The 20,063-nt window shown below is 74.4% G+C and carries 20 protein-coding genes and 1 tRNA gene; 10 read left to right on the top strand and 11 right to left on the bottom strand.

Translation table 11 applies throughout. The annotated features are described in order from the left end of the window. Window positions 1–31: 31 nt before the first annotated feature. Entirely contained in the window at window positions 32–211 is a 180-nt protein-coding gene (locus tag ACZ7KX_RS06905) for a hypothetical protein (RefSeq protein WP_350521682.1), read from the bottom strand. A gap of 176 nt (window positions 212–387) precedes the next feature. After that, window positions 388–1,077, bottom strand: a complete 690-nt coding sequence (gene phoU, locus ACZ7KX_RS06910; protein ID WP_470325650.1) for a phosphate signaling complex protein PhoU — start codon at window positions 1,075–1,077, stop codon at window positions 388–390. Window positions 1,078–1,383: 306 nt separating this feature from the next. Between phoU and ACZ7KX_RS06915 the strand changes: the two genes are divergently transcribed. Continuing rightward, window positions 1,384–2,922, top strand: coding sequence for a sensor histidine kinase (locus tag ACZ7KX_RS06915; RefSeq protein ID WP_470325651.1), 1,539 nt, complete (start codon window positions 1,384–1,386; stop codon window positions 2,920–2,922). Window positions 2,923–2,924: 2 nt separating this feature from the next. Next, the gene (gene phoP, locus ACZ7KX_RS06920) at window positions 2,925–3,620 is read left to right on the top strand and encodes a two-component system response regulator PhoP (protein ID WP_031069385.1); all 696 of its coding nucleotides are present in this window, start codon (window positions 2,925–2,927) and stop codon (window positions 3,618–3,620) included. A gap of 117 nt (window positions 3,621–3,737) precedes the next feature. Here the strand turns inward: phoP and ACZ7KX_RS06925 are convergent, their stop codons facing one another. Beyond that, on the bottom strand, window positions 3,738–4,427 hold the full coding sequence (locus ACZ7KX_RS06925; RefSeq protein WP_470325652.1) for a copper chaperone PCu(A)C domain-containing protein: 690 nt from the start codon (window positions 4,425–4,427) through the stop codon (window positions 3,738–3,740). Window positions 4,428–4,854: 427 nt separating this feature from the next. Between ACZ7KX_RS06925 and ACZ7KX_RS06930 the strand changes: the two genes are divergently transcribed. The 7 genes from ACZ7KX_RS06930 to ACZ7KX_RS06960 all read left to right on the top strand — a co-directional run bounded on the left by ACZ7KX_RS06930 (window position 4,855) and on the right by ACZ7KX_RS06960 (window position 12,098). After that, window positions 4,855–5,337: a CarD family transcriptional regulator gene (locus ACZ7KX_RS06930; RefSeq protein ID WP_014136563.1), complete on the top strand. Its 483-nt coding sequence runs from the start codon at window positions 4,855–4,857 to the stop codon at window positions 5,335–5,337. A 360-nt stretch (window positions 5,338–5,697) separates the two neighbouring features. Next, window positions 5,698–6,423, top strand: a complete 726-nt coding sequence (gene ispD / locus ACZ7KX_RS06935; protein WP_470325653.1) for a 2-C-methyl-D-erythritol 4-phosphate cytidylyltransferase — start codon at window positions 5,698–5,700, stop codon at window positions 6,421–6,423. Further along, complete coding sequence (ispF, locus tag ACZ7KX_RS06940) at window positions 6,413–6,946, top strand: 2-C-methyl-D-erythritol 2,4-cyclodiphosphate synthase (RefSeq protein WP_470325654.1); 534 nt, start codon at window positions 6,413–6,415, stop codon at window positions 6,944–6,946. Before ispD ends, ispF begins: the two co-directional genes overlap by 11 nt. 185 nt (window positions 6,947–7,131) lie before the next feature. After that, on the top strand, window positions 7,132–7,527 hold the full coding sequence (locus ACZ7KX_RS06945; RefSeq protein ID WP_350521677.1) for a PPOX class F420-dependent oxidoreductase: 396 nt from the start codon (window positions 7,132–7,134) through the stop codon (window positions 7,525–7,527). A gap of 96 nt (window positions 7,528–7,623) precedes the next feature. Then, entirely contained in the window at window positions 7,624–9,018 is a 1,395-nt protein-coding gene (gene cysS, locus ACZ7KX_RS06950; RefSeq protein ID WP_470325655.1) for a cysteine--tRNA ligase, read from the top strand. A 137-nt stretch (window positions 9,019–9,155) separates the two neighbouring features. Then, window positions 9,156–10,148 carry a 23S rRNA (guanosine(2251)-2'-O)-methyltransferase RlmB gene (rlmB, locus tag ACZ7KX_RS06955; RefSeq protein ID WP_350521675.1) on the top strand — a complete coding sequence of 331 codons (993 nt, stop codon included), beginning with the start codon at window positions 9,156–9,158 and terminating at the stop codon, window positions 10,146–10,148. A 360-nt stretch (window positions 10,149–10,508) separates the two neighbouring features. Further along, window positions 10,509–12,098: a DoxX family protein gene (locus tag ACZ7KX_RS06960; RefSeq protein WP_470325656.1), complete on the top strand. Its 1,590-nt coding sequence runs from the start codon at window positions 10,509–10,511 to the stop codon at window positions 12,096–12,098. Window positions 12,099–12,238: 140 nt separating this feature from the next. Here the strand turns inward: ACZ7KX_RS06960 and ACZ7KX_RS06965 are convergent, their stop codons facing one another. The 3 genes from ACZ7KX_RS06965 to ACZ7KX_RS06975 all read right to left on the bottom strand — a co-directional run bounded on the left by ACZ7KX_RS06965 (window position 12,239) and on the right by ACZ7KX_RS06975 (window position 14,993). Continuing rightward, complete coding sequence (locus ACZ7KX_RS06965; protein ID WP_470325917.1) at window positions 12,239–12,940, bottom strand: nucleotidyltransferase family protein; 702 nt, start codon at window positions 12,938–12,940, stop codon at window positions 12,239–12,241. Between the two features lie 261 nt (window positions 12,941–13,201). Further along, window positions 13,202–13,657: a hypothetical protein gene (locus tag ACZ7KX_RS06970; protein WP_470325657.1), complete on the bottom strand. Its 456-nt coding sequence runs from the start codon at window positions 13,655–13,657 to the stop codon at window positions 13,202–13,204. Between the two features lie 238 nt (window positions 13,658–13,895). After that, entirely contained in the window at window positions 13,896–14,993 is a 1,098-nt protein-coding gene (locus tag ACZ7KX_RS06975) for an ABC transporter ATP-binding protein (RefSeq protein WP_470325658.1), read from the bottom strand. A 282-nt stretch (window positions 14,994–15,275) separates the two neighbouring features. Here ACZ7KX_RS06975 and ACZ7KX_RS06980 point away from each other — a divergent pair. Continuing rightward, window positions 15,276–15,349, top strand: a tRNA-Thr gene (locus ACZ7KX_RS06980). A 66-nt stretch (window positions 15,350–15,415) separates the two neighbouring features. Here the strand turns inward: ACZ7KX_RS06980 and ACZ7KX_RS06985 are convergent. The 5 genes from ACZ7KX_RS06985 to ACZ7KX_RS07005 all read right to left on the bottom strand — a co-directional run bounded on the left by ACZ7KX_RS06985 (window position 15,416) and on the right by ACZ7KX_RS07005 (window position 19,848). After that, entirely contained in the window at window positions 15,416–16,621 is a 1,206-nt protein-coding gene (locus tag ACZ7KX_RS06985) for a sensor histidine kinase (protein WP_470325659.1), read from the bottom strand. Then, on the bottom strand, window positions 16,618–17,415 hold the full coding sequence (locus ACZ7KX_RS06990; protein WP_470325660.1) for a response regulator: 798 nt from the start codon (window positions 17,413–17,415) through the stop codon (window positions 16,618–16,620). Before ACZ7KX_RS06990 ends, ACZ7KX_RS06985 begins: the two co-directional genes overlap by 4 nt. Next, the gene (locus ACZ7KX_RS06995) at window positions 17,412–18,284 is read right to left on the bottom strand and encodes a hypothetical protein (protein WP_470325661.1); all 873 of its coding nucleotides are present in this window, start codon (window positions 18,282–18,284) and stop codon (window positions 17,412–17,414) included. Before ACZ7KX_RS06995 ends, ACZ7KX_RS06990 begins: the two co-directional genes overlap by 4 nt. A 189-nt stretch (window positions 18,285–18,473) precedes the next feature. Further along, on the bottom strand, window positions 18,474–19,070 hold the full coding sequence (locus ACZ7KX_RS07000; protein WP_470325662.1) for a class F sortase: 597 nt from the start codon (window positions 19,068–19,070) through the stop codon (window positions 18,474–18,476). A gap of 316 nt (window positions 19,071–19,386) precedes the next feature. Continuing rightward, a complete protein-coding gene (locus ACZ7KX_RS07005) occupies window positions 19,387–19,848 on the bottom strand; it encodes a sortase-dependent protein (RefSeq protein WP_470325663.1) in 462 nt (153 codons plus the stop codon). Window positions 19,849–20,063: the final 215 nt, after the last annotated feature.

Raw genomic sequence — 20,063 nt, forward strand, 5'->3', positions numbered from 1 at the left:
GTCGCCCACGGCGGTCGTGCACCCGAGGCCGTCAGTGTCCGCCGCAGCAGCCGCCGTCCGCGCCACCGCACTGGCAGGGCGCACCGGACTGGCAGCCGCAGCCGCAACCCGGGCCGCAGCCGCAGCCGGCGGCGAGGACGGGCAGCAGCTTCGGGGCGGGCGGCTCGACGGTGTCGCGGGCGGGCGCCGGGCGGGTCGGGTTGGCCTTCATCGAGCGTTCCCTCCGTGAAGCGGGCGCACTGCGGCGCCCGATACGTCGAGTGAAACCGCCGGACGGAGGGAGCGTCAACGGGCGCGCGGTGGTGGGGCGTACGGAAGACCGTGCGCCCGCACCACCGCCGCCACGGGTTTACCCGCCCCTCGGGGGAGTGGCCCTCGGAACGGGGCTCACTCCGCCGAGCCGGACTCCGAGGTCTCGGAGGCGGCCACGAACTCGGCCACGTGCTCGCCCGTCACCAGGTACACCACGCGCTTGGCGACCGACACCGCGTGGTCCGCGAAGCGCTCGTAGTAGCGGCCGACCAGGGTGATGTCGACGGCGGTCTCGATGCCGTGGTGCCAGCGCTCGTCGATCAGGTGCGACAGCAGCTCGCGGTGCAGGGTGTCGATGGCGTCGTCGTCCTGCTCCATCTCCAGGGCCTTGTCGACGTCCTTGGTGGCGATCACCAGGCCGGCCTTGGCCACCAGGCGCTGGGCGAGCTGGCCCATCTCCAGGACGGTGGAGTGCAGGTCGCGCGGCACGGCCGTGTCGGGGTAGCGCATCCGCGCGACCTTGGCGACGTGCCGGGCGAGGTCGCCGCAGCGCTCCAGGTCGGCGCTCATCCGCAGCGAGGTGACGACTATCCGCAGGTCGGTGGCGACCGGCTGCTGGCGGGCGAGCAGGTCGATCGCCCGGTTCTCCAGCTCGTGGTGCAGCTCGTTGATGTTCTCGTCGGCGGCGATCACGCTCTCCGCCAGCGCCAGGTCCGCGTCGAGGAGGGCGGTGGTGGCGCGGCCGAGGGCAGAGCCGGCCAGCCGGGCCATCTCGACCAGGCTGTCGCCGATCGCATCGAGTTCCTCGTGGTACGCGTCGCGCATGTTCTCTCCTCAGAAGCTGTGTCGGTGGCGGTGCCGACCGGCCGCCCCGTCCGACCGCCGTTGCGGCGTCCGGGCGACCGCTGCTGGTGGCGCGCATCGTACGCGCACACCTGAGCCGGTGGCCGTCGAACGGCACACCGGTCTCTCCCACACGGGCTGCCCGGCCAACTTTCCGCCGTCAGGGCGACGCAGCACGGCCAGTGCGGTGAATCGACAGCTACATGAAGGTGAATTCTCGGCAACGTGTGATCGATGCCTTGATCCAGCCCTTGGGGAGTGGCCTGGCCGTGCGCTTACGCTGGCCACATGGACGTGAACGTGGCCGCCGCCGCTGCCTGCGCCATAGCCGGGCTCGGCGTCGGCCTCACCGCCTCCATCGCATTCCGCTGGAGCGAGCGCGAGCAGGCCAGGGGCAAGTACAGCGGCACCAGCGGCAGGAACCACAGCCGGTACCAGGCACTGGGCACCAGCAACCCCGAGCCGCCCCTGCCGCCGGGGGTCGACACCGTGCTCTCCGTGCTGCGCTCCTGCGCGATCGTGCTCGGCGAGGGCGACGAGGTGGTCAAGGCCAGCTCGGCGGCGTACGCGATGGGCCTGGTGCGCGGCGGCGCGGTCGCCGTGGACCAGATGCTCGCGCTGGCCCGGGGCACCCGCCGGGACGGCGAGATCCGCCAGGTCGAGCTGGAGGTGCCCCGACCGGGCGCGGCCCGCGCGGCCGAGCCGCTCGCGGTCTCCGTCCGGGTCGCCCCGCTGGGCTCCCGGCTGGTGCTGGTGCTGGTCGAGGACCAGACCGAGCGGCGCCGGGTGGAGGCGGTCCGCCGGGACTTCGTCGCCAACGTCAGCCATGAGCTCAAGACCCCCGTCGGCGCCCTGTCGCTGCTGTCCGAGGCGGTCGTCGACGCGTCCGACGACCCGGAGGCGGTGCAGCGCTTCGCCGGCCGCATGCAGGTCGAGGCCGCCCGGCTGGCCAGCCTGGTCCAGGAGATCATCGACCTCTCCCGGGTCCAGGACGACCGGCTGATGGTCGACCCCGAGCCGGTCGCGGTGGACGAGCTGATCGCCGAGGCGATCGACCGCTGCCGCCAGCAGGCGGCCGCCAAGCAGATCCTCATCGCGGCGGGCGGCATCGCCGGCCTCTACCTGCACGGCAACCGCGGCCAGCTCGCCGCCGCGCTCGGCAACCTGGTCGAGAACGCCGTCAACTACAGTCCGCCCCGCACCCGGGTGGCGATCGCCACCCGCCGGATCTCCAGCGCCGCGGCGCTCGGGGAGGCGGACGGCGAGCTCATCGAGATCTCGGTCACCGACCAGGGCATCGGCATCTCCGAGAAGGACCGCGAGCGGGTCTTCGAACGCTTCTACCGCGTCGACCCGGCCCGCTCCCGGGCCACCGGCGGCACCGGCCTCGGCCTCTCCATCGTGAAGCACGTCGCCGCCTCGCACGGCGGAACCGTGTCGGTGTGGAGCGTCGAGGGCCAGGGGTCGACCTTCACCCTCCGCCTGCCCGCCGCGCAGGTGCCCGCCGACGAGCCCGATGAGCACGACGAGCCCGACGAGCCCGTGGAGCCCGTGGAGCGCGCCGACCACGGCCGTCCCACCGACCCCGACCGGCCCGCCGAGCCCGCCGACCACGCCCGGCCGGCCGGGCCCGCCGACCACGACCGGCCGGCCGGGACGGACGCCGAGCCCGACCACGAGCCGCCCGCCGCCGCGCCCGCCGCGGCACCCCGGACCCTCACCTCGGACCGTACGGCCCACACGGACCGCACCGGCCGTTCGCTCCCCGCCGGGGAGCGGGAACAACACCTGTCAGACACAACCCCGCAGTTTGCCCCGGAGGCCTGATCGTGACCCGAGTACTGGTGGTCGAGGACGAGGAGTCGTTCAGCGACGCCCTCTCGTACATGCTCCGCAAGGAGGGCTTCGAGGTGGCCGTGGCCGCCACCGGCCCCGACGCCCTGGAGCAGTTCGAACGCAACGGTGCCGATCTCGTCCTGCTCGACCTGATGCTGCCGGGCCTGCCCGGCACCGAGGTCTGCCGCCAGCTCCGGGTGCGGTCGAACGTCCCGGTGATCATGGTGACCGCCAAGGACAGCGAGATCGACAAGGTCGTCGGGCTGGAGATAGGCGCTGACGACTACGTCACCAAGCCGTACTCCACCCGGGAGCTGGTCGCCCGGATCCGCGCGGTGCTGCGGCGCCGCGGCGAGGACGGCGGAGCGGGCGACAACGGCGGCGGCCCGGGCGCCCTGGAGGCGGGCCCGGTACGGATGGACGTCGACCGGCACGTGGTGACCGTGGACGGCGCCAAGGTCGACCTGCCGCTCAAGGAGTTCGACCTGCTGGAGATGCTGCTGCGCAACGCGGGCCGGGTGCTCACCCGCATGCAGCTGATCGACCGGGTCTGGGGCGCGGACTACGTCGGCGACACCAAGACCCTGGACGTCCACGTGAAGCGCCTGCGGGCCAAGATCGAGCCGGACCCGGGCGCGCCGCGCTACCTGGTCACCGTGCGCGGCCTGGGCTACAAGTTCGAGCCGTAAGCCGTAGCCGCCCCTCCTGCGCGTCCTACGCGGAAGGCCCCCGCCGGCAGTCGCCGGAGGGGGCCTTCGCGTCGCTCCGGCGGGCCCGGGCGGGCCCGCCGGAGGCGGTGCACAGGGTCAGTGCGCGGCCGGGACGGCCGGGGTGGTGGCGCCGGCCGGGACGGCCGTGCCGGTGGCCGCGCCCGGGGCGGTGGTGGCACCGGGGGTGGTCGTGGCGCCCGGGGTGGTGGTGGCGCCGGCGGCCGGGGCGGTCGCGCCGGGGGTGGTCTTGACGGGCGCGACGGTCGGCGAGGGGGTCGGGCCGTAGCCCTTGTAGAGGCCCTTGCCGTCCGGGCTCACGCCGGCCTGGACGTCGACCTTCTGGCCGTCCTTGAAGGTGAAGGTCGTGGCGGCGAAGCCGCCGACGTGGACGGTGGCGTTGGGGACGGTGGCGGTCGGGTTGCCCTGACCCCCGATCGCGACGGCGCCGCCGGCCGGGATGACGAGGCCGGTCAGCGGGGCACCCGCGGCGTCGGCCAGGGTCGCAGCGGCGGTGTCGACGGTGACGGACTGCAGCTCGGCCGGGACGTCCGAGGTGTTCGCGATGTTCACGACCACGTTGGCGGGCCCGGTGTAGTCGCCGGAGGTGCCCTCCCCGGTGACGACCACGATGTTGTTCAGCTTCAGGTGCGTCCCGATGGTTGCCGCCGCGTTGTCGGGCTTGACCTGCAGGGTGTCCGGCGTGTTGCCGGCGGCGCAGGAGGACAGCGAGGCGATGGCGATGGCGGCGATGGCGGCGATGCTGCCGCGTCGAAGGCTGCGGCTCACGGCGGCGGCTTCTCCTAAGTCACGTGTCGGTAGGTCAGGTCTCAGATTATCGACCTCACTTATGCGCTCCTCACGGGGTGGTCCCCGTGTCGCACTCCCGGGGGCCGCCGGGAGCCGTCCGGCGGTACGTCCGCCATGTCCAGGTCACGTCGCGGACAAGCTTCGACCAAGATCGAATAACGATTGGGTCGCGACCGGAAAAGGGGTGAAAGCTCAAGATCCAATCATGGTTGCGGGGGTGTTGCGCAAGGGTTTCGTCGAACCCCGGAACCGCCTCCGACCTGCGGGAAGCCCCTCTCGAACACCGGTCGCAGCACGTCATGGGGGTGCTTGTCAAGCCCCGAGACCTGCCCTGACCTGCGAAAACGCCCTTCGGGTGCGCCGAGAAGCGTGTTATTCTGGAAAGCCACGGAAGGGGTCCTGTCACATGACGTTCAAGGTTGGCGACACGGTGGTCTACCCCCATCACGGGGCCGCGCTGATCGAGGCCATCGAAACTCGCCAGATCAAAGGTGTGGACAAGACCTACCTGGTGCTCAAGGTGCAGCAGGGAGACCTGACGCTCCGCGTGCCCGCCGAGAACGCGGAGTTCGTCGGTGTGCGCGATGTAGTCGGCCAGGAGGGTCTGGACCGGGTCTTCGAGGTGCTGCGCGCACCGTACACGGAAGAGCCGACCAACTGGTCCCGTCGCTACAAGGCGAACCTGGAGAAGCTCGCCTCGGGCGACGTTATCAAGGTCGCCGAGGTTGTGCGCGACCTCTGGCGTCGCGAGCGCGAGCGCGGCCTCTCGGCCGGCGAGAAGCGGATGCTCGCGAAGGCGCGCCAGATCCTCGTCAGCGAGCTCGCGCTGGCGGAGAACACCAACGAGGACAAGGCGGAAACGCTGCTCGACGAGGTCCTCGCCTCGTAGCGCACGCGTCACCGCATGCGGTCGGGCTGCCGCCCAACGCTCACAGCGCCCGGTGCCGGCGCGCCGCTCCTCGGACGAACCGTCCGGGAGTGGTGCAGTGGCACTCCGGGCGCTGAGGCGTGTCCGGACGACGCCTCCCGCCCGGGCCCACCGAACCGGCCGGGGCCTGTGGGACCGTTCCCGTACCCGCCCTTTCGCGGATCTCCCGCGGAGCGCGGACACGGGTCCTGCGGAGCTGTGCGGCGGGCAGCGGACCGTGGTTCTTCGGAAGGGGCCCTTGCGCCCGCCGGGCACGCCATGGCCATACCCACTTCGCCGAAGGAGTGAAACCTGAACGCGTCAGCAGCAGTCGCAGCAGCAGTGGTGCCCGCCGCCGGGCGCGGTGAGCGCCTGGGCCCCGGGGCCCCGAAGGCCCTGCGGGAGCTGGGCGGTGTGCCGCTCCTGGTGCACGCCGTCCGGGCACTGGCCCGCAGCCGGGCGGTCGGCCTGGTCGTGGTCGCCGCACCCGCCGACGGGGTGGCCGAGGTGGTCGCCCTGCTGGACAGCCACGGGCTGGACGGCAAGGACATCCGCGTGGTGGCCGGCGGCGCGACCCGCCAGGAGTCGGTCCGGCTGGGCCTGGCCGCGATCCCGGAGGACGTGGAGATCGTCCTGGTGCACGACGCGGCCCGTCCGCTGGTGCCGGTCGAGGTGGTGGACGCCGTCGCGGCCGCCGTGCGGGCCGGGGCGCGGGCCGTGGTGCCCGCGGTGCCGCTGGCCGACACCGTGAAGCGGGTCGAGCCGAACCCGGGCGGCCCCGAGCCGGTGCTCGACACGCCCGAGCGGTCCACCCTGCGCGCGGTGCAGACCCCGCAGGGCTTCGACCGCGCCACCCTGGTCGAGGTGCACGCCAAGGTGCTGGCCGAGGAGAGCGCCGGGGCCGCCGGCGCACCGCCGGTCACCGACGACGCCGGCCTGGTCGAGCGCTACGGCGACCGGGTCGTCGTGGTGCCCGGCCACGAGGAGGCGTTCAAGGTCACCCGTCCGTTGGACCTCGTGCTCGCCGAGGCCGTACTCGCCCGCCGGAGGGCCGCCGATGCCTACTGACCCGCAGACCCCCGCCGCCCCCGGCGCCCCCGCCGTCCCCGCCGTCGCGATGCCCCGCGTCGGGATCGGCACCGACGTGCACGCCTTCGAGGCCGGCCGCCCGCTGTGGGTCGCCGGCCTGGAGTGGCCGGACGCCGGGGTCGGGCTGGCCGGGCACTCGGACGCCGACGTGGCCGCGCACGCCTCCTGCGACGCGCTGTTCTCGGCCGCCGGGATCGGCGACCTGGGTGCCCACTTCGGCACCGACCGCCCGGAGTGGTCCGGCGCCTCCGGGGTGAAGCTGCTCGGCGAGGCGGCCCGGCTGGTCCGCGAGGCGGGCTTCGAGATCGGCAACATCTCGGTCCAGGTGATCGGGGTCCGGCCGAAGATCGGCAAGCGGCGGGCCGAGGCGCAGGCCGCGCTGTCCGAGGCCGCCGGTGCGCCGGTCTCGGTGTCCGGCACCACCACCGACGGCCTGGGCCTGACCGGCCGGGCCGAGGGGCTGGCCGCGATCGCCACCGCCCTGGTGTACGAGCGGCGTTGAGGCCGGCCGGTCGGGCGGACCGGTGGGGCGAGGGCCGGGCGGGCCGGCGGGGTGCGGAAGAAATCCGCACCTGACGGGTGTTCACCGGGTGGCGCGGGGGCCCGGGTCGATACTGTTCGGCTTCGGGCCCGCGCGGGGCTTCCCCCTCGGGCCGTTACCGCCGCCGACGAGATGAGGTTCGCCAGATGACCGCCCAACTCTCCGACCGTGCCAAGGCGTTGATCGACGGCAAGAGCTTCGCCGTGGTCTCCACCATCCAGCCCGACGGCAGCCCCCAGTCCTCGGTGGTCTGGGTCAAGCGGGACGGCGACGACATCCTGTTCTCCACCGTCGAGGGCCGCCGCAAGCACCTCAACCTGGTGCGGGACCCGCGCGTCTCGATCCTGCTCAACCCGGCGGACAGCCCGTACGAGTACCTGGAGGCGCGCGGGGAGGTCACCATGACCACCGAGGGCGGCCGGGACCTGATCGACGAGCTGGCCGCCAAGTACCGCGGGGTGGACAAGTACACCTGGGACGGCCCGGACGACGTCCGGGTGATCGTGCGGCTCACCCCGCGCAAGGTGGTCGGCAGCCTCTGATCCGTTCCGCCCGAGACCTGCCGTTCCCCGGGATCGTGCACCGTCGTCCCGGGGAATGTGGCGGGGCACCCCCCGCTGCCCACTACGCTTGACGCTGTGAGCATTCGTCTGTACGACACCAGCACCCGCCAGGTACGCGACTTCGTCCCGCTTGTACCGGGTTGTGTCTCGATCTACCTGTGCGGCGCTACCGTCCAGTCGGCGCCTCACATCGGGCACATCCGTTCCGGGCTCAACTTCGACATCATGCAGCGGTGGTTCGCCTACCGCGGCTACCAGGTGACCTTCGCCCGGAACGTCACCGACATCGACGACAAGATCATCGCCAAGGAGCGCGAGCTCGGCACGCCGTGGTGGCAGATCGCCTACGAGAACGAGCGCGCCTTCAACGACGGCTACACCGCGCTCGGCTGCCTGGCGCCGACCGTCGAGCCGCGGGCCACCGGGCACGTCCCCGAGATGATCGAGATGATGCAGGGCCTCATCGAGAAGGGCCACGCCTACGCGGCCGACGGCAACGTCTACTTCGACGTGAAGTCCTACCCGGACTACCTCGCGCTCTCCAACCAGAAGCTGGACGACCTGCGGCAGCCGAGCGGCGAGGGCGAGACCGGCAAGCGGGACCAGCGCGACTTCGCGATGTGGAAGGCCACCAAGCCCGGCGAGCCGAGCTGGGAGACCCCGTGGGGCCGCGGCCGTCCGGGCTGGCACCTGGAGTGCTCGGCGATGGCCCACAAGTACCTGGGCGCGGCCTTCGACATCCACGGCGGCGGGCTGGACCTCATCTTCCCGCACCACGAGAACGAGATCGCCCAGTCCAAGGCCTACGGTGACGACTTCGCCGCCTTCTGGGTGCACAACGCCTGGGTCACCATGGCCGGCGAGAAGATGAGCAAGTCGCTGGGCAACTCGGTGCTGGTCTCCGAGATGGTCCGCGCCTGGCGGCCGATCGTGCTCCGCTACTACCTGGCGGCTCCGCACTACCGCTCGATGATCGAGTACAGCGAGGAGTCGCTGCGCGAGGCCGAGGCCGGCTTCGGCCGGATCGAGGGCTTCGTCCAGCGCGCCGTCGAGCGCTGCGGCACGGTCGACGCGGCGCCCGAGGTGCCGCCGGCCTTCGCCGAGGCGATGGACGACGACTTCGGTGTGCCGCAGGCGTTGGCCGTCGTGCACACCGCCGTCCGCCAGGGCAACAGCGCCCTGAACGCGGACGACAAGGAGAGCGTGGTGGCGCGACTGGCCGAGGTCCGTGCGATGCTCGGAGTGCTGGGCCTCGACCCGCTCGACCCGCACTGGGCCGGGACGGACCGCGGCGAGGACCTGCACGGTGTGGTCGATTCGCTGGTCCGCCTGGTCCTGGACCAGCGGCAGGCGGCGCGCCAGCGCAAGGACTTCGCCACCGCGGATGCCATCCGCGACCAGCTCGGCCTGGCCGGGCTGGCCATCGAGGACACCCCGTCCGGCCCGCGCTGGACGATCAACAGCCAGTAACCCCATCTGACGATCGGGGTGATGGGTGGGCCGTACCGCACCGGTGCGGCCCTCCCGCATGACGTAGCGCATGCCGCCGGCCGCCGCCGGACAGAAGCGGGGCGGCCGGGCATGCCGGACAGACAGGAAGTACAGCCATGGCCGGCAACAGCCAGCGCAGGAACCGCCGCAACCCCGGATCGAAGAAGGGCGCGTCTGTCGGTACCGGCGGGCACAGCCGGAAGGCGCTCCAGGGCAAGGGCCCGACCCCTCCCGGCGCGGAGCGCAAGGGCCACCCGAAGCAGCGCGCCGCCAACGCCGCGATCAAGCGCGAGCGGGACGCCAAGGCCCGCGCCGGCATGCGCCGGGCCGGTGCCGGCGGCCGGGGCGGCCGCGGCGGTGCGGGCAGCGCCGAGCTGGTCTTCGGCCGCAACTCCGTCGTCGAGGCCCTGCAGGGCGACGTGCCGGCCAACGCGCTGTACGTCCAGCAGTTCATCGACACCGACGACCGCGTCCGCGACGCCTTCCAGGCCGCCAACGACCGGGGCATCCCGCTGATGGAGGCCCCGCGCGCGCAGCTGGACCAGATGACCGGCGGGATGAACCACCAGGGCCTGGTGCTCCAGGTCCCGCCGTACGAGTACGCGCACCCCGACGACCTGCTGGCGGACGCCGCCGACGCCGGCCAGGACGCGCTGATCATCGCCCTGGACGGGGTCACCGACTCCCGCAACCTCGGCGCCGTGGTCCGCTCCGCCGCCGCCTTCGGCGCGCACGGCGTGGTCATCCCCGAGCGCCGCGCGGCCGGCATGACCGCCGGTGCCTGGAAGACCTCCTCCGGCGCCGCCGCCCGGCTGCCCGTCGCCCGGGCCACCAACCTGACCCGCACCCTGGAGGCCTACCAGAAGGCCGGCCTGATGGTGGTCGGCCTGGCCGCCGACGGCGAGGCCGAGCTGGGCGACCTGGAGCTGCTGACCGGCCCCGTGGTGGTCGTCGCGGGCAGCGAGGGCAAGGGCCTGTCCCGGCTGGTCTCGGAGACCTGCGACATGCGGGTGCGGATCCCGATGTCAGGCCTGACCGAGTCGCTGAACGCCGGTGTCGCGGCTGGCATCGTGCTGTACGAGGCCGCCCGGCTGCGCGCCAAGCGCTGAGGCGGCCGGAGCGGCTGCGGAGGCGGTCGGGAAGGTGGCGGTGCGCGCCGGGTCCTGAGCACGGGTGACGGGCGGGGCCCTGAGCACGGCTGACGGGCGGGGCCCTGAGCACGGGTGACGGGCGGGGCGCAGGCGATCTTCCGAATTGCCCGCAGTCCGAATGGAAGGCGATCGGGTCCGACCGGGCCCGATCGCTTTTTTCATGATCACTTCAAGTGTGCGCCGGACATCCACCCGGGAGAGTGTCCTAAGCGGCCGTCACCCGGTTAGACGGGCGTGGACACCAGAACACCTCGGCGCCCCCTGTTCGGCGGCGGCAGTACCGGGATAGACGCGGGCCCCGGTCTCAACACGGTCAAGGTGGAGTCGGACCCCGCGCGGCTCAGCAGCACCCAGGCGAGCTTCCGGCTCCGGCTCGGCGCGCCGGTGGCGCCGCTGATCGATGCACCGGTCGGACTGCTGTCCACCGGCGCCGCGTTCGGCGACCCGTACGCCAACCAGGGCCTGATCCGCCGTCCGCTGGTCACCCCGCAGGTCGTCGTGCCCGCCTCCGCCGTCCCGGCGCTGGCCGGGGCCGTGGCCGGTGGCGCACAGCGCCGCAAGGGCCGGGTCACCGCCGTCACCTGGACCGGCCAGGCACCCCCCGGGGACCTCGCGGCCACCCAACTGCTGGAGGCCGTGCGCCACGGCGGAGCGCCGGGGCGCGGCGGCGTCGGCCTGGCCGAGGCGGACACCCAGGTGATCCCGTCCCTGGCCGGCGCCCGGACCGTCCCGCGCCAGCCCCGGGAGGGCAACGGCACCGCCACCGACGCCGGCGTCGGCCCGGTCGGCGAGCCGCACGGCTGGACCCCGAGCGGCGAGCTGCCCGAGGTCTCCGCCGCCGACGCCGAGGGCCGGCAGCCCTGGTACCCGGGCCGCCGGGTCGACCTCGGCCTGGTGCTGCTGCCGCTGCGCGCCGTCCTCGGCTCGCTCTCGGTCTACGCCGGGTTCAGCAAGCTGTGCGACCCGGTGTACTTCGACGGCGGCGAGCGCGGCTCGATGATGCGCTGGCTGTCCTCGCTGCACCCCTGGAGGGTCGCCGAGCCGCTCCTGGCCTTCGCCATGGCGCACCCGGTGGGGGCCGGCCTGGTCGTCTCGTTCACCGAGATCGTGGTCGGCGTGCTGACCGTCCTCGGCCTCTGGCAGCGGCTCGCGGCCGGGGCCGCGATGGTGCTCTCCGCCGCGCTGCTGTTCACCGTCAGCTGGCGGGCCGTACCGGTCTACGACACGCCCGACCTGATCTTCCTCGCGGCCTGGAGCCCGCTGCTGATCGCCGGGGCGCCGTTCGCCTCGCTGGACGGCCGGCTCAACCTGGAGGCCTGGCGGCGGTTCGGCGCGGACGCCTCCGGGGCGCTGCGCCGCCGGGTGCTGCGCCGGGGCGCGATGGTCACCACGGTCGTCGTCGGCCTGACCCTGCTGCTCGGCTCGATGCTCGGCGCCGCCGTCCGCACCGGCGCCCGCGCGCACGAGGCGCCGACCCGCCCGGCCACCGACTACGGCACCCCGGTGTGGCCGTCCGGCAGTCCGTCCGGTGCCCCGGCCGGCAAGGGGCCGTCCACCACGCCCTCGCCCGCCGCCCCGCGCCCGGCCACCCCGACGCCGAGCGCGACCACCCCGTCCACCGCGCCGACCTCCAAGCCGGCCACCCCGACGCCGAGCGGCAAGGGGCACTCCGGCAAGTCGGAGACCGGCGGGGGCTCCTCCCCGGCGACCGGCGCCCCGTCCGCCGGCGCGGGCGGCTCCGCGCCCGCCCAGCGCAGCACCCCGGGCCCCGGCGGCTCGGGCTCGGCGCCCAAGTCCAGCCCGAGCTCCGGCCCCGGGCTGCTCGGCGGGGTGCTGGGCAGCGCGCCGCTGGCCGACCTGTCGGGCGACGGCCGCGCCTCCCGCCCGGGGGCGCCGACGGCGACCTGAGGCCGGTGACGCGCCGGTCGGCCGGGGGCTCCGTGGGGGAGCACCCGGCCGACCGGCGTTTCCCGGTGCCGTGGTCGGTGCCGCAGTCGCCGTCGGTGCGGTGGCTGCCGGTGGTGCGGCGGCCCCGGGGGCTTCGGCTGCTACTGGGGGGTGCGGCCGGCGCCGGCGGCGAGCTCCTTGGCCGCCTCGGTGAGGTCCTTGGCGGTGTCGATCGCGCGCCAGTACACGCCCTGCGGCAGCTGGTAGCCCGCCAGCCGCTTGCTGCGGGCGAGTTGGGGGAACGTGGTGCGCTCGTGGTCGCCCACGTCCGGCAGCAGCTCGGCGAACTCCGGGCTGAACACGTACAGGCCGGCGTTGATCAGGAAGGGCGAGGGCGGCGCCTCGATGAAGTCCAGCACGTTGCCGAACTGGTCGGTCTCCACGGCGCCCCATGGGATCCGCGGCCGGGCCAGCGCGAGCGTCGCGACGGCGTCCCGCTCGTGGTGGAAGGCGGCCATCTCACGCAGGCTGAAGCGGGTCCAGATGTCGCCGTTGGTGGCGTACCAGGGCTCGTCCGGGCGGGGCAGCGCCCTGGCCGCGTACTTGAGCCCGCCGCCGCGCCCGAGCGGCTCCGCCTCGACCACCGTGCGCACCCGCAGCGGCAGGTCCGCCTTGCCCAGCCACTCCTCCAGCACGTCGGCGAGGTGCCCGCAGGAGATCACCACGTCGGTGACGCCCTCCTCGGCCAGCCAGGCCAGCTGGTGGCCGAGGATCGGCGTGCCGGTGCCCGGGATCTCGACCAGCGGCTTCGGGCGGTCGTCCGTGTAGGGGCGCAGCCGGGAGCCCTGGCCGCCGGCCAGGATGACGGCCTGGGTGACCGGCGTCGAGGTCGGCCGGGGCGGGAGGGACTGCGGGGAGCCCTGGGGCTGCGGAGCGCTCGGGGAGCCCGGGGAGTCCGCGGAGCCCGGGGTGTCCGGGGTGTCCGGGGCGTCCGCGGAGCCCTCGGAGGGTGAGGTGCCCTGGGACAGACGGGAGTTGGGGGACGCGGGGTCGGCGGTGGGGCCGGAGTCAGCGGTCATGCCTGAACGATAGGCCCGCCGCCCCGGCCACGGACCGGGCGAGCGTCAGCCCGTCACACCCGCCGCGAACGCCCCGTCGCAGACCGGACGGGCGAAGGAGCGGGCCCGCTGGACGTCGCCCTGGTACTTGCGCACCGCGGCCTTGCCCAACTCGGTGGCCAGCGAGGTGCAGTACGGCGTCAACGAGGGCTGCTCGCGCATCGAGCGCTCCAGCAGGTCCAGCGCGGCGGACGGGTTCTTCGCCCGCAGTTCGTCCAGCAGGGCCACCCGCAGGGACTCCTGCGGGGCGAGCCCGTCGGCGGGCTTGGCCGCGGTGGCGGCCGCGCTGTCGGAGCGCCCGATCCCGGCGCCGTCGCCGCTGGACGCCGCCACGACCTGCTGGTCGAGCCCGGTCGGCGGGGCCCACGGGACCCGGGTCACGGCGAGGGTGCCGGTGGTCACCAGGACGACCGGCAGGGTCAGGGCGACGGTCTGGCCGATACGGCGCACAAGCTGCTTCACCCTCAGGAGAGTAGCGGTGGGTACGGGGTGGATCGCCCTCCGTTACACCATCGAGTGACACGGTGTCCGGGTTCGTCCCCGCGCCGTGTTGACGCGGGGGGACGGGCGGAGCCCGTCGGACCGGGGAGGGGCCGACGGGCTCCGGTGGGTTCGCTCGCGGGGTTCGCTCGCTGTTCGCTCGCTTGCTGCGTCCGCTCGTTGCGTTCGTGCGTGGCGTCCGCGCGCGGGGCGGGCTGCGTCAGTCGCAGACGCTCAGGCGCTTGCCGGTGCTGGTCGCGAAGACGTGGGTCTCGTTGGCGATCGGCACCACGTGGACGGTCTCGCCGCGGGCCGGGATCTGGCGGCCGGGGACGCGGACGACCAGCTCCTTGTCCTCGCCGCCGATCTTGGTGGTGCCGTAGACGAAGCCGTCCGAGCCGAGCTCCTCGACCACGTTCACGGTCACCGCGACGCCCTCGATGCCGCCCGAGGGGACGATCTCGAAGTGCTCGGGGCGGATGCCGACGGTCACCGTCTTGTCGGTGCCGGCGCCGGCCAGGTTCTCGCGCGAGATGTTGACGACCGAGCCGCCGAACTTCACGCCGCCGTCCACCAGCGGCACCTCGACCAGGTTCATGGCCGGCGAGCCGATGAAGCCGGCCACGAACAGGTTGGCGGGCTTGTCGTACATGTTGCGCGGGGTGTCGACCTGCTGCAGCAGACCGTCCTTGAGCACCGCGACCCGGTCGCCCATGGTGAGCGCCTCGGTCTGGTCGTGGGTGACGTACACCGTGGTGATGCCCAGGCGGCGCTGCAGGCCGGCGATCTGGGTACGGGTCGAGACGCGGAGCTTGGCGTCCAGGTTCGACAGCGGCTCGTCCATCAGGAAGACCTGCGGCTGGCGGACGATCGCGCGGCCCATCGCGACGCGCTGGCGCTGACCGCCGGAGAGCGCCTTCGGCTTGCGGTCCAGGTACTCGGTGAGGTCGAGGATCTTCGCGGCCTCCTCGACCTTGGTGCGGATCTCCGACTTGTTCACGCCGGCGATCTTGAGCGCGAAGCCCATGTTCTCCGCGACGGTCATGTGCGGGTAGAGCGCGTAGTTCTGGAACACCATCGCGATGTCCCGGTCCTTCGGCGGAAGGTGCGTGACGTCCCGGTCACCGATCCGGATCGCGCCGCTGTTGACGTCCTCCAGACCGGCCAGCATGCGCAGGCTGGTCGACTTGCCGCAGCCCGAGGGGCCGACCAGCACGAGGAACTCGCCGTCCGCGATCTCCAGGTCCAGCGCGTCCACCGAGGGCTTGTCCGCCCCGGGGTAGATGCGGGTCGCCTGGTCGTACGTGACAGAAGCCATGGTTGTTGCTCTCCTTCACCGGCAGGAACGTGCCGGACGATCCGAGTAAAGGGGGGTGTACGTGTCCGTCGTCCCGTCAGTGGTCTGAACCACCACACGAAGCCGACTCCCGGCGACGCTACCTGCGGTTCCGCGGCTTGTCAGCCCCCACCGGCCCGATTTCGGCATCGGTTCCATCACGCCCGCCCCGCCCCACCAACCCCCGGATATCCCACCACCCCGCCACCCCGGCCCGGTAGACTGCCCCCGGTGCCGCCGTGATACCTCGCGGACGGCCACCGTGCCTCCTTAGCTCAGCTGGCCAGAGCACCGCTCTTGTAAAGCGGGGGTCGTCGGTTCGAACCCGACAGGGGGCTCCGTGTGGGAAGGGCCGGTCCGACGTGTTGTCGGGCCGGCCCTTCGGCGTTCGGGGGGAGGGGGTGTCAGTCGGGTGGGAGGGTGAGGGTGGCGAGGGCGCCGCCGGTGGGGTGGTTGGTGAAGGTGAGGGTGGCGCCGATGACGCGGGCGTGGCCGGCGGCGATGGTGAGGCCGAGGCCGTGGCCGCGGCCGCGTTCGGGGACGTTGGTGCGGAAGCGCTGGGGGCCGTGCCGGAGCAGGTCGTCGGGGTAGCCGGGGCCGTGGTCGCGGACGGTGATGCGGGGGCCGTCGACGTGGAGGTGGACGGGGGCGGCGCCGTGGCGATGGGCGTTGAGGAGCAGGTTGCCGAGGATGCGGTCCAGCCGGCGCAGGTCGGTGCGGACCTGCCGGTCGGCGGCGACCTCGACGGTGACGTCCAGTCCGGTGAGGGAGACGGTGCGGCGCACGGCGCGTTCCAGGGGGACGGCGGCGAGGTCGGGGGACTCGGCGTCGGCGTCCAGGCGGGAGACCTCCAGGAGGTCCTCGACCAGGCCGCGCAGGGCCTGGACCCGGTTCTGGACGAGCTGGGTGGGGCGGCCGGGCGGCAGCAGTTCGGCGGCGGTGACCAGGCCGGTGAGCGGGGTGCGCAGCTCGTGGGCGACGTCCGCGGTGAAGCGCTGCTCGTCGGCCAGGCGGCGGTGCAGGGTGCGGGACATCAGGTCGACGGCGGCGGCGAGGTCGGCGACCTCGTCCTTGCCGTCGACGAGTTCGCCGATCCGGGTGTCCGTCCCGCCGGCGGCGATGCCCCGGGCGGCGGTGGCGGCCGTGCGCAGGCGGCGGCTGATCCGGTCCGCGACGAGGACGCCGGCCAGCACGGTGGTGAAGACCGCGGCGACGACGGTGAGCAGGATGATCCGGTCCAGGTCGGCGATGGCCTGCCGGTCCTGGGTGAAGTCCACCCGTACGGAGACCACTCCGTCCGGGACCGGCCCGGCCGCCCACATCGATTCGCCCGTCCCGTCGGCCGCGAGCAGCGTGCCCTGCCGGCCGCTGCGGGCCAGGGTGCGCAGCCGGTCGGGGAGGGCGGGGTCGTCGAGCACGGCGCCCCGGCCGGCCACCTCGCGGTTGTCGGCGTAGCCGGTCAGGGTCGAGTCGAGGGCGGTGAGCGCGGCGGCGCGGGCCTGGTCGACGTGCTGACGGATCATCGCCTGGTGGACCAGCAGGCCGACGGCCACGGCGACCAGGACGGAGATGGCGGCGACGGCGGTGGCGATCTGGCGGCGCAGGGTCATGCCGGGCGCCGCAGCTTGTAGCCGAAACCGCGGACGGTTTCGATCCGGCCGGAGCCGATCTTGGCGCGCAGCCGCTGCACGTGGACGTCCACGACCCGGGTGTCGGCGCCCCATTCGTAGTCCCAGACCCGTTCGAGCAGGGTGGAGCGCTCCAGCACGATGCCGGGCGCGGCGGTGAACTCCAGCAGCAGCCGCAGTTCGGTGGGGGTGAGCGGGACGAGGCGGCCGTCCACCCGTACCTCCATGCTGTCGGTGTCCACCAGCAGCCCGTCGAAGCTGCGGACGGCGGTGGAGGGCGCGGGCGCCGCGGCGTCCGGCGGCAGCGGTGGGTGGGCGGCGGGCGGGGCCGGCGGTGCGTCCGCGGAGGGTGCAGCCGGGGCGGGCGGCGCGTCGGTCGCCGGGACGACGCGGATGCGGCGCAGCACCGTCCGGATCCGGGCGACCAGGACGGCGCTCTCGAAGGGCTTGACGACGTAGTCGTCCGCGCCGGCCTCCAGGCCGGAGACCACGTCCACCGGGTCGGTACGCGCCGACATCATCAGGATCGGCAGCTGGCTCTCCTCGCGGATCCGGCGGCAGAGGCCGACCCCGTCGAGCAGCGGCAGCATGACGTCCAGCAGGAGCAGGTCGGGCCGGACGGCGTGGAAGGCCTCCAGCCCCTCCAGGCCGTCGGCGGCCGTGGTGACCGGGAAGCCGTAGCGCTCCAGTGCCATCCGGGTGGCCTCCCGGATCACCTCGTCGTCCTCGACCAGGAGGATGTGCGGGTGCGCGGGCGTGGTGGCGGCGGGGATCATCGCTTCGGCTCCGGGGACACGGCGGGGGCGGAGGGCTGGGCGGTGGGCTGGGAGGCCGTCCGGGGCGCGCGCGGGGACGGGACGGCCGCGCCGGGGGCCGGTTCCGGCGATCCGGTCGCACGGGAGCCGACGGCCGGGGACGCAGCGGGCTTGGGGGTGGCGGTGGGCGGCGGGGCGGGGTCGGCGCCGGTGGGCGGCAGCACGCCGAGCCCCACGTCCTTCCGCTCCTGCAGGACGAGCCGGAGCCCGTCCCAGTGGTAGTGGCTGCTGGTGCGGACGTAGAGGCTGGTCGACTCGTACAGCCACAGGTCGGAGCCGAAGGTCTCGGCCCTGAACGCCGACTGGACCTGCACCCGCAGGACGGGCAGGAGGCGGTCCTCGGCGAGGGCGAGGGTGTAGACGTGCAGCACCACCGGCCCGGGCGTGACGACGGTGGTGATCATCGAGAGCCGGCCGTCGCCGGTGAGGTCGCGGAACTCGGGGGCGCGGACCTCGCACCCGGTGCAGGAGTCGAGCGCCTGGCGCTCCTCCCGGCTCACCGACGGGTCCTTGGCGAGGACGGTGCGGACGTCGACCGCGGTGATGTCGCGCCCGGGGACGGTCAGGTCCGGTACGGGCTGCGGCGCCTGGGCCGATCCGCCGGTCCCGGTGGGGGACGGAGCCGGCGCCGGTGAGGCGGCGAGGTTCGGCCAGAGCGGCCGGGGGACGGGCGGCGGCGTGACGGTCCGGGCCGGACCGTGGTCCTGCAGGTCACCGGGGGTGGCCCGGCCGAACGCCAGGGCGGCGAGGGCGAGGAGGAGGGCCAGGCCGGCCAGGGCCGCCACGGGGACGGCGCCGGGCCGGCGGCGGGGTGGGGGTGTTGCTGCCACGGTCGGTGCTCGTCCTCCTGGTCTGCGGCGCGGTGCCGTTCGTCGCCCCGTGGCCGTCCTGCTGGTAGGTCGCCCGGACGGCGGCCGCCGGTTCCGGACAGGGCGGAAGGCAGGCCCCCGGCGGGATGGCCGGGGCGGCGGGATGGCCGGGGTGGCCGGGGCGGCGGGGTGGCCGGGCCCCGGCGCGGGTCAGGCCGGGTCCGCCAGCACGATGATGTTGTCCGTCCAGTGGCCGTCCGAACCGATCCGCCCGCCGCAGGTGATCAGCCGCAGCGCGGGGGCGGGCGTGTCGCCGTAGACCTGCTGGGTGGGGAAGCTGTCCTTGGCGGCCTGGAGCAGCGTCCGCACCTTGAAGTCCACGGTGCTGCCGTCCGCCCGCCGGACGTGGATCTGGTCGCCGGGCCGGAGCTTCGGCAGCTGCCGGAAGACCGCCGGGCCGTGCACGGTGTCGTAGTGCCCGATCAGGACGGCGGGCCCGGTCTCGCCCGGGGTGGGGCCGTTGCGGTACCAGCCGACCTCGTCGCCGCGGTCGGCCGACGGCACCTGGACCGTACCGTCGGCGTTCAGACCGAGGTCGGCCACCGGCGCGTCCACCCCGGCGGTGGGGATCAGCAGGCGGGTCGGGGGCGAGGGCGCGAGGGGCTTCGGGGCGGTGGCGGCGGGCGTCGCGGCGCTCCCGGTGGTGGGCGCCGTCGGCGCGGTGTCGGCGGTGCTGCCGTGGCCGGAGGCCTCGATCCGCACCACCGGGGTCTCCCGGCCGGACAGGGCCAGCGACGCGCCCAGCACCAGGCAGAGCAGTCCCGCCGTGCCGAAGGCCGTACGGCGCAGGGCGCTCGGAGCGGGTCGGGCGGCGCGGCGCCGCCCGCGTGCGCGCCTGTGCCGGCCGTCGCGCGGGTCTTCGCGCCGGTCTTCGCGCGGGTCTGAGTGTCGGTCTCCGTGTCCGCGGGCGCGGCCGCGCCCGGCTCCGCCGCGGGCCGCCTGCCCGGCCCCGGCGAGGTCGCGGCTGCCGGTCCCCGCCGTGGGGGCGGCCCCGACGCCGTTCCCACGACCGGCCGGATGCGGGGGGACGGCGCCGGGGTACCCGGCGGACTCGGGACCGGTGTCAGCCGCGCGCACCGGCGCGGCGGCGCAGGACGGCGAAGCCCAGCGCCCCGGCACCGATGGCCGCGACGGCGCCGCCGCCGGCGAGCATCAGGCCGGAGCCGTCAGTGGCACCGGAGCCGTCGCCGGCCTGCGCGGCGCCCTTCGGCACCTCGCGGACCTGCGGCTGGGTGCCGTTGGGGGCCTGCGGAGCGGGCACGGCCTTCGGGGACTCCGCGCCGCGGGCCGGGGAGGGGGTGGCGACGGGGGCCGGAGCCTTCGGGTCGGCCGGGGCCGGGGTGGCGGTCGGCACGGCGGCCGCAGCCGGCGAGGCGACGACGTCCGGGGTGGGCGTGGCGGTCTTCGGCGCGCCGTCGGCCCAGGCCTGGCCGCCGGTGACGGCGGCCAGCAGCGCGGCGCCGGTCAGGGCGCAGGCCGCCAGGACACGGCGGGCGGGCGTGCGGTCGGTACGGCTCCTGCTCATGCGGTGTTCTCCATCTGCATCGGTGGGGTACGTCGGTCATCGGTGGGGTACGTCGGTCGCGCTCGTGGCCGAGGACGTTCGCGGTCGGCGCCGGACGCGCAGGTCCTCGTCGCGGACGCCCTCCGGCCGGTGGGCCGGGGCCGGTGCCGGGGACCGGCAGGTCCGGCCCCGCTGGTTCGGTCGGCCCGTTCGGCCGGGGCGTCGACAGTGACGGT

This window comes from Kitasatospora sp. NPDC038210 (assembly GCF_055600605.1).

Bases quoted from the DNA above. Each gene is read 5' to 3' on its own strand.
- ACZ7KX_RS07005 (WP_470325663.1), bottom strand. From the start codon at position 19,848: ATGAGCAGGAGCCGTACCGACCGCACGCCCGCCCGCCGTGTCCTGGCG.
- ACZ7KX_RS06990 (WP_470325660.1), bottom strand. From the start codon at position 17,415: ATGATCCCCGCCGCCACCACGCCCGCGCACCCGCACATCCTCCTGGTC.
- ACZ7KX_RS06930 (WP_014136563.1), top strand. From the start codon at position 4,855: ATGACGTTCAAGGTTGGCGACACGGTGGTCTACCCCCATCACGGGGCC.
- ispF (WP_470325654.1), top strand. From the start codon at position 6,413: ATGCCTACTGACCCGCAGACCCCCGCCGCCCCCGGCGCCCCCGCCGTC.
- ACZ7KX_RS06945 (WP_350521677.1), top strand. From the start codon at position 7,132: ATGACCGCCCAACTCTCCGACCGTGCCAAGGCGTTGATCGACGGCAAG.
- phoU (WP_470325650.1), bottom strand. From the start codon at position 1,077: ATGCGCGACGCGTACCACGAGGAACTCGATGCGATCGGCGACAGCCTG.
- ACZ7KX_RS06905 (WP_350521682.1), bottom strand. From the start codon at position 211: ATGAAGGCCAACCCGACCCGCCCGGCGCCCGCCCGCGACACCGTCGAG.
- ACZ7KX_RS06975 (WP_470325658.1), bottom strand. From the start codon at position 14,993: ATGGCTTCTGTCACGTACGACCAGGCGACCCGCATCTACCCCGGGGCG.
- ACZ7KX_RS06915 (WP_470325651.1), top strand. From the start codon at position 1,384: ATGGACGTGAACGTGGCCGCCGCCGCTGCCTGCGCCATAGCCGGGCTC.
- rlmB (WP_350521675.1), top strand. From the start codon at position 9,156: ATGGCCGGCAACAGCCAGCGCAGGAACCGCCGCAACCCCGGATCGAAG.
- ACZ7KX_RS06985 (WP_470325659.1), bottom strand. From the start codon at position 16,621: ATGACCCTGCGCCGCCAGATCGCCACCGCCGTCGCCGCCATCTCCGTC.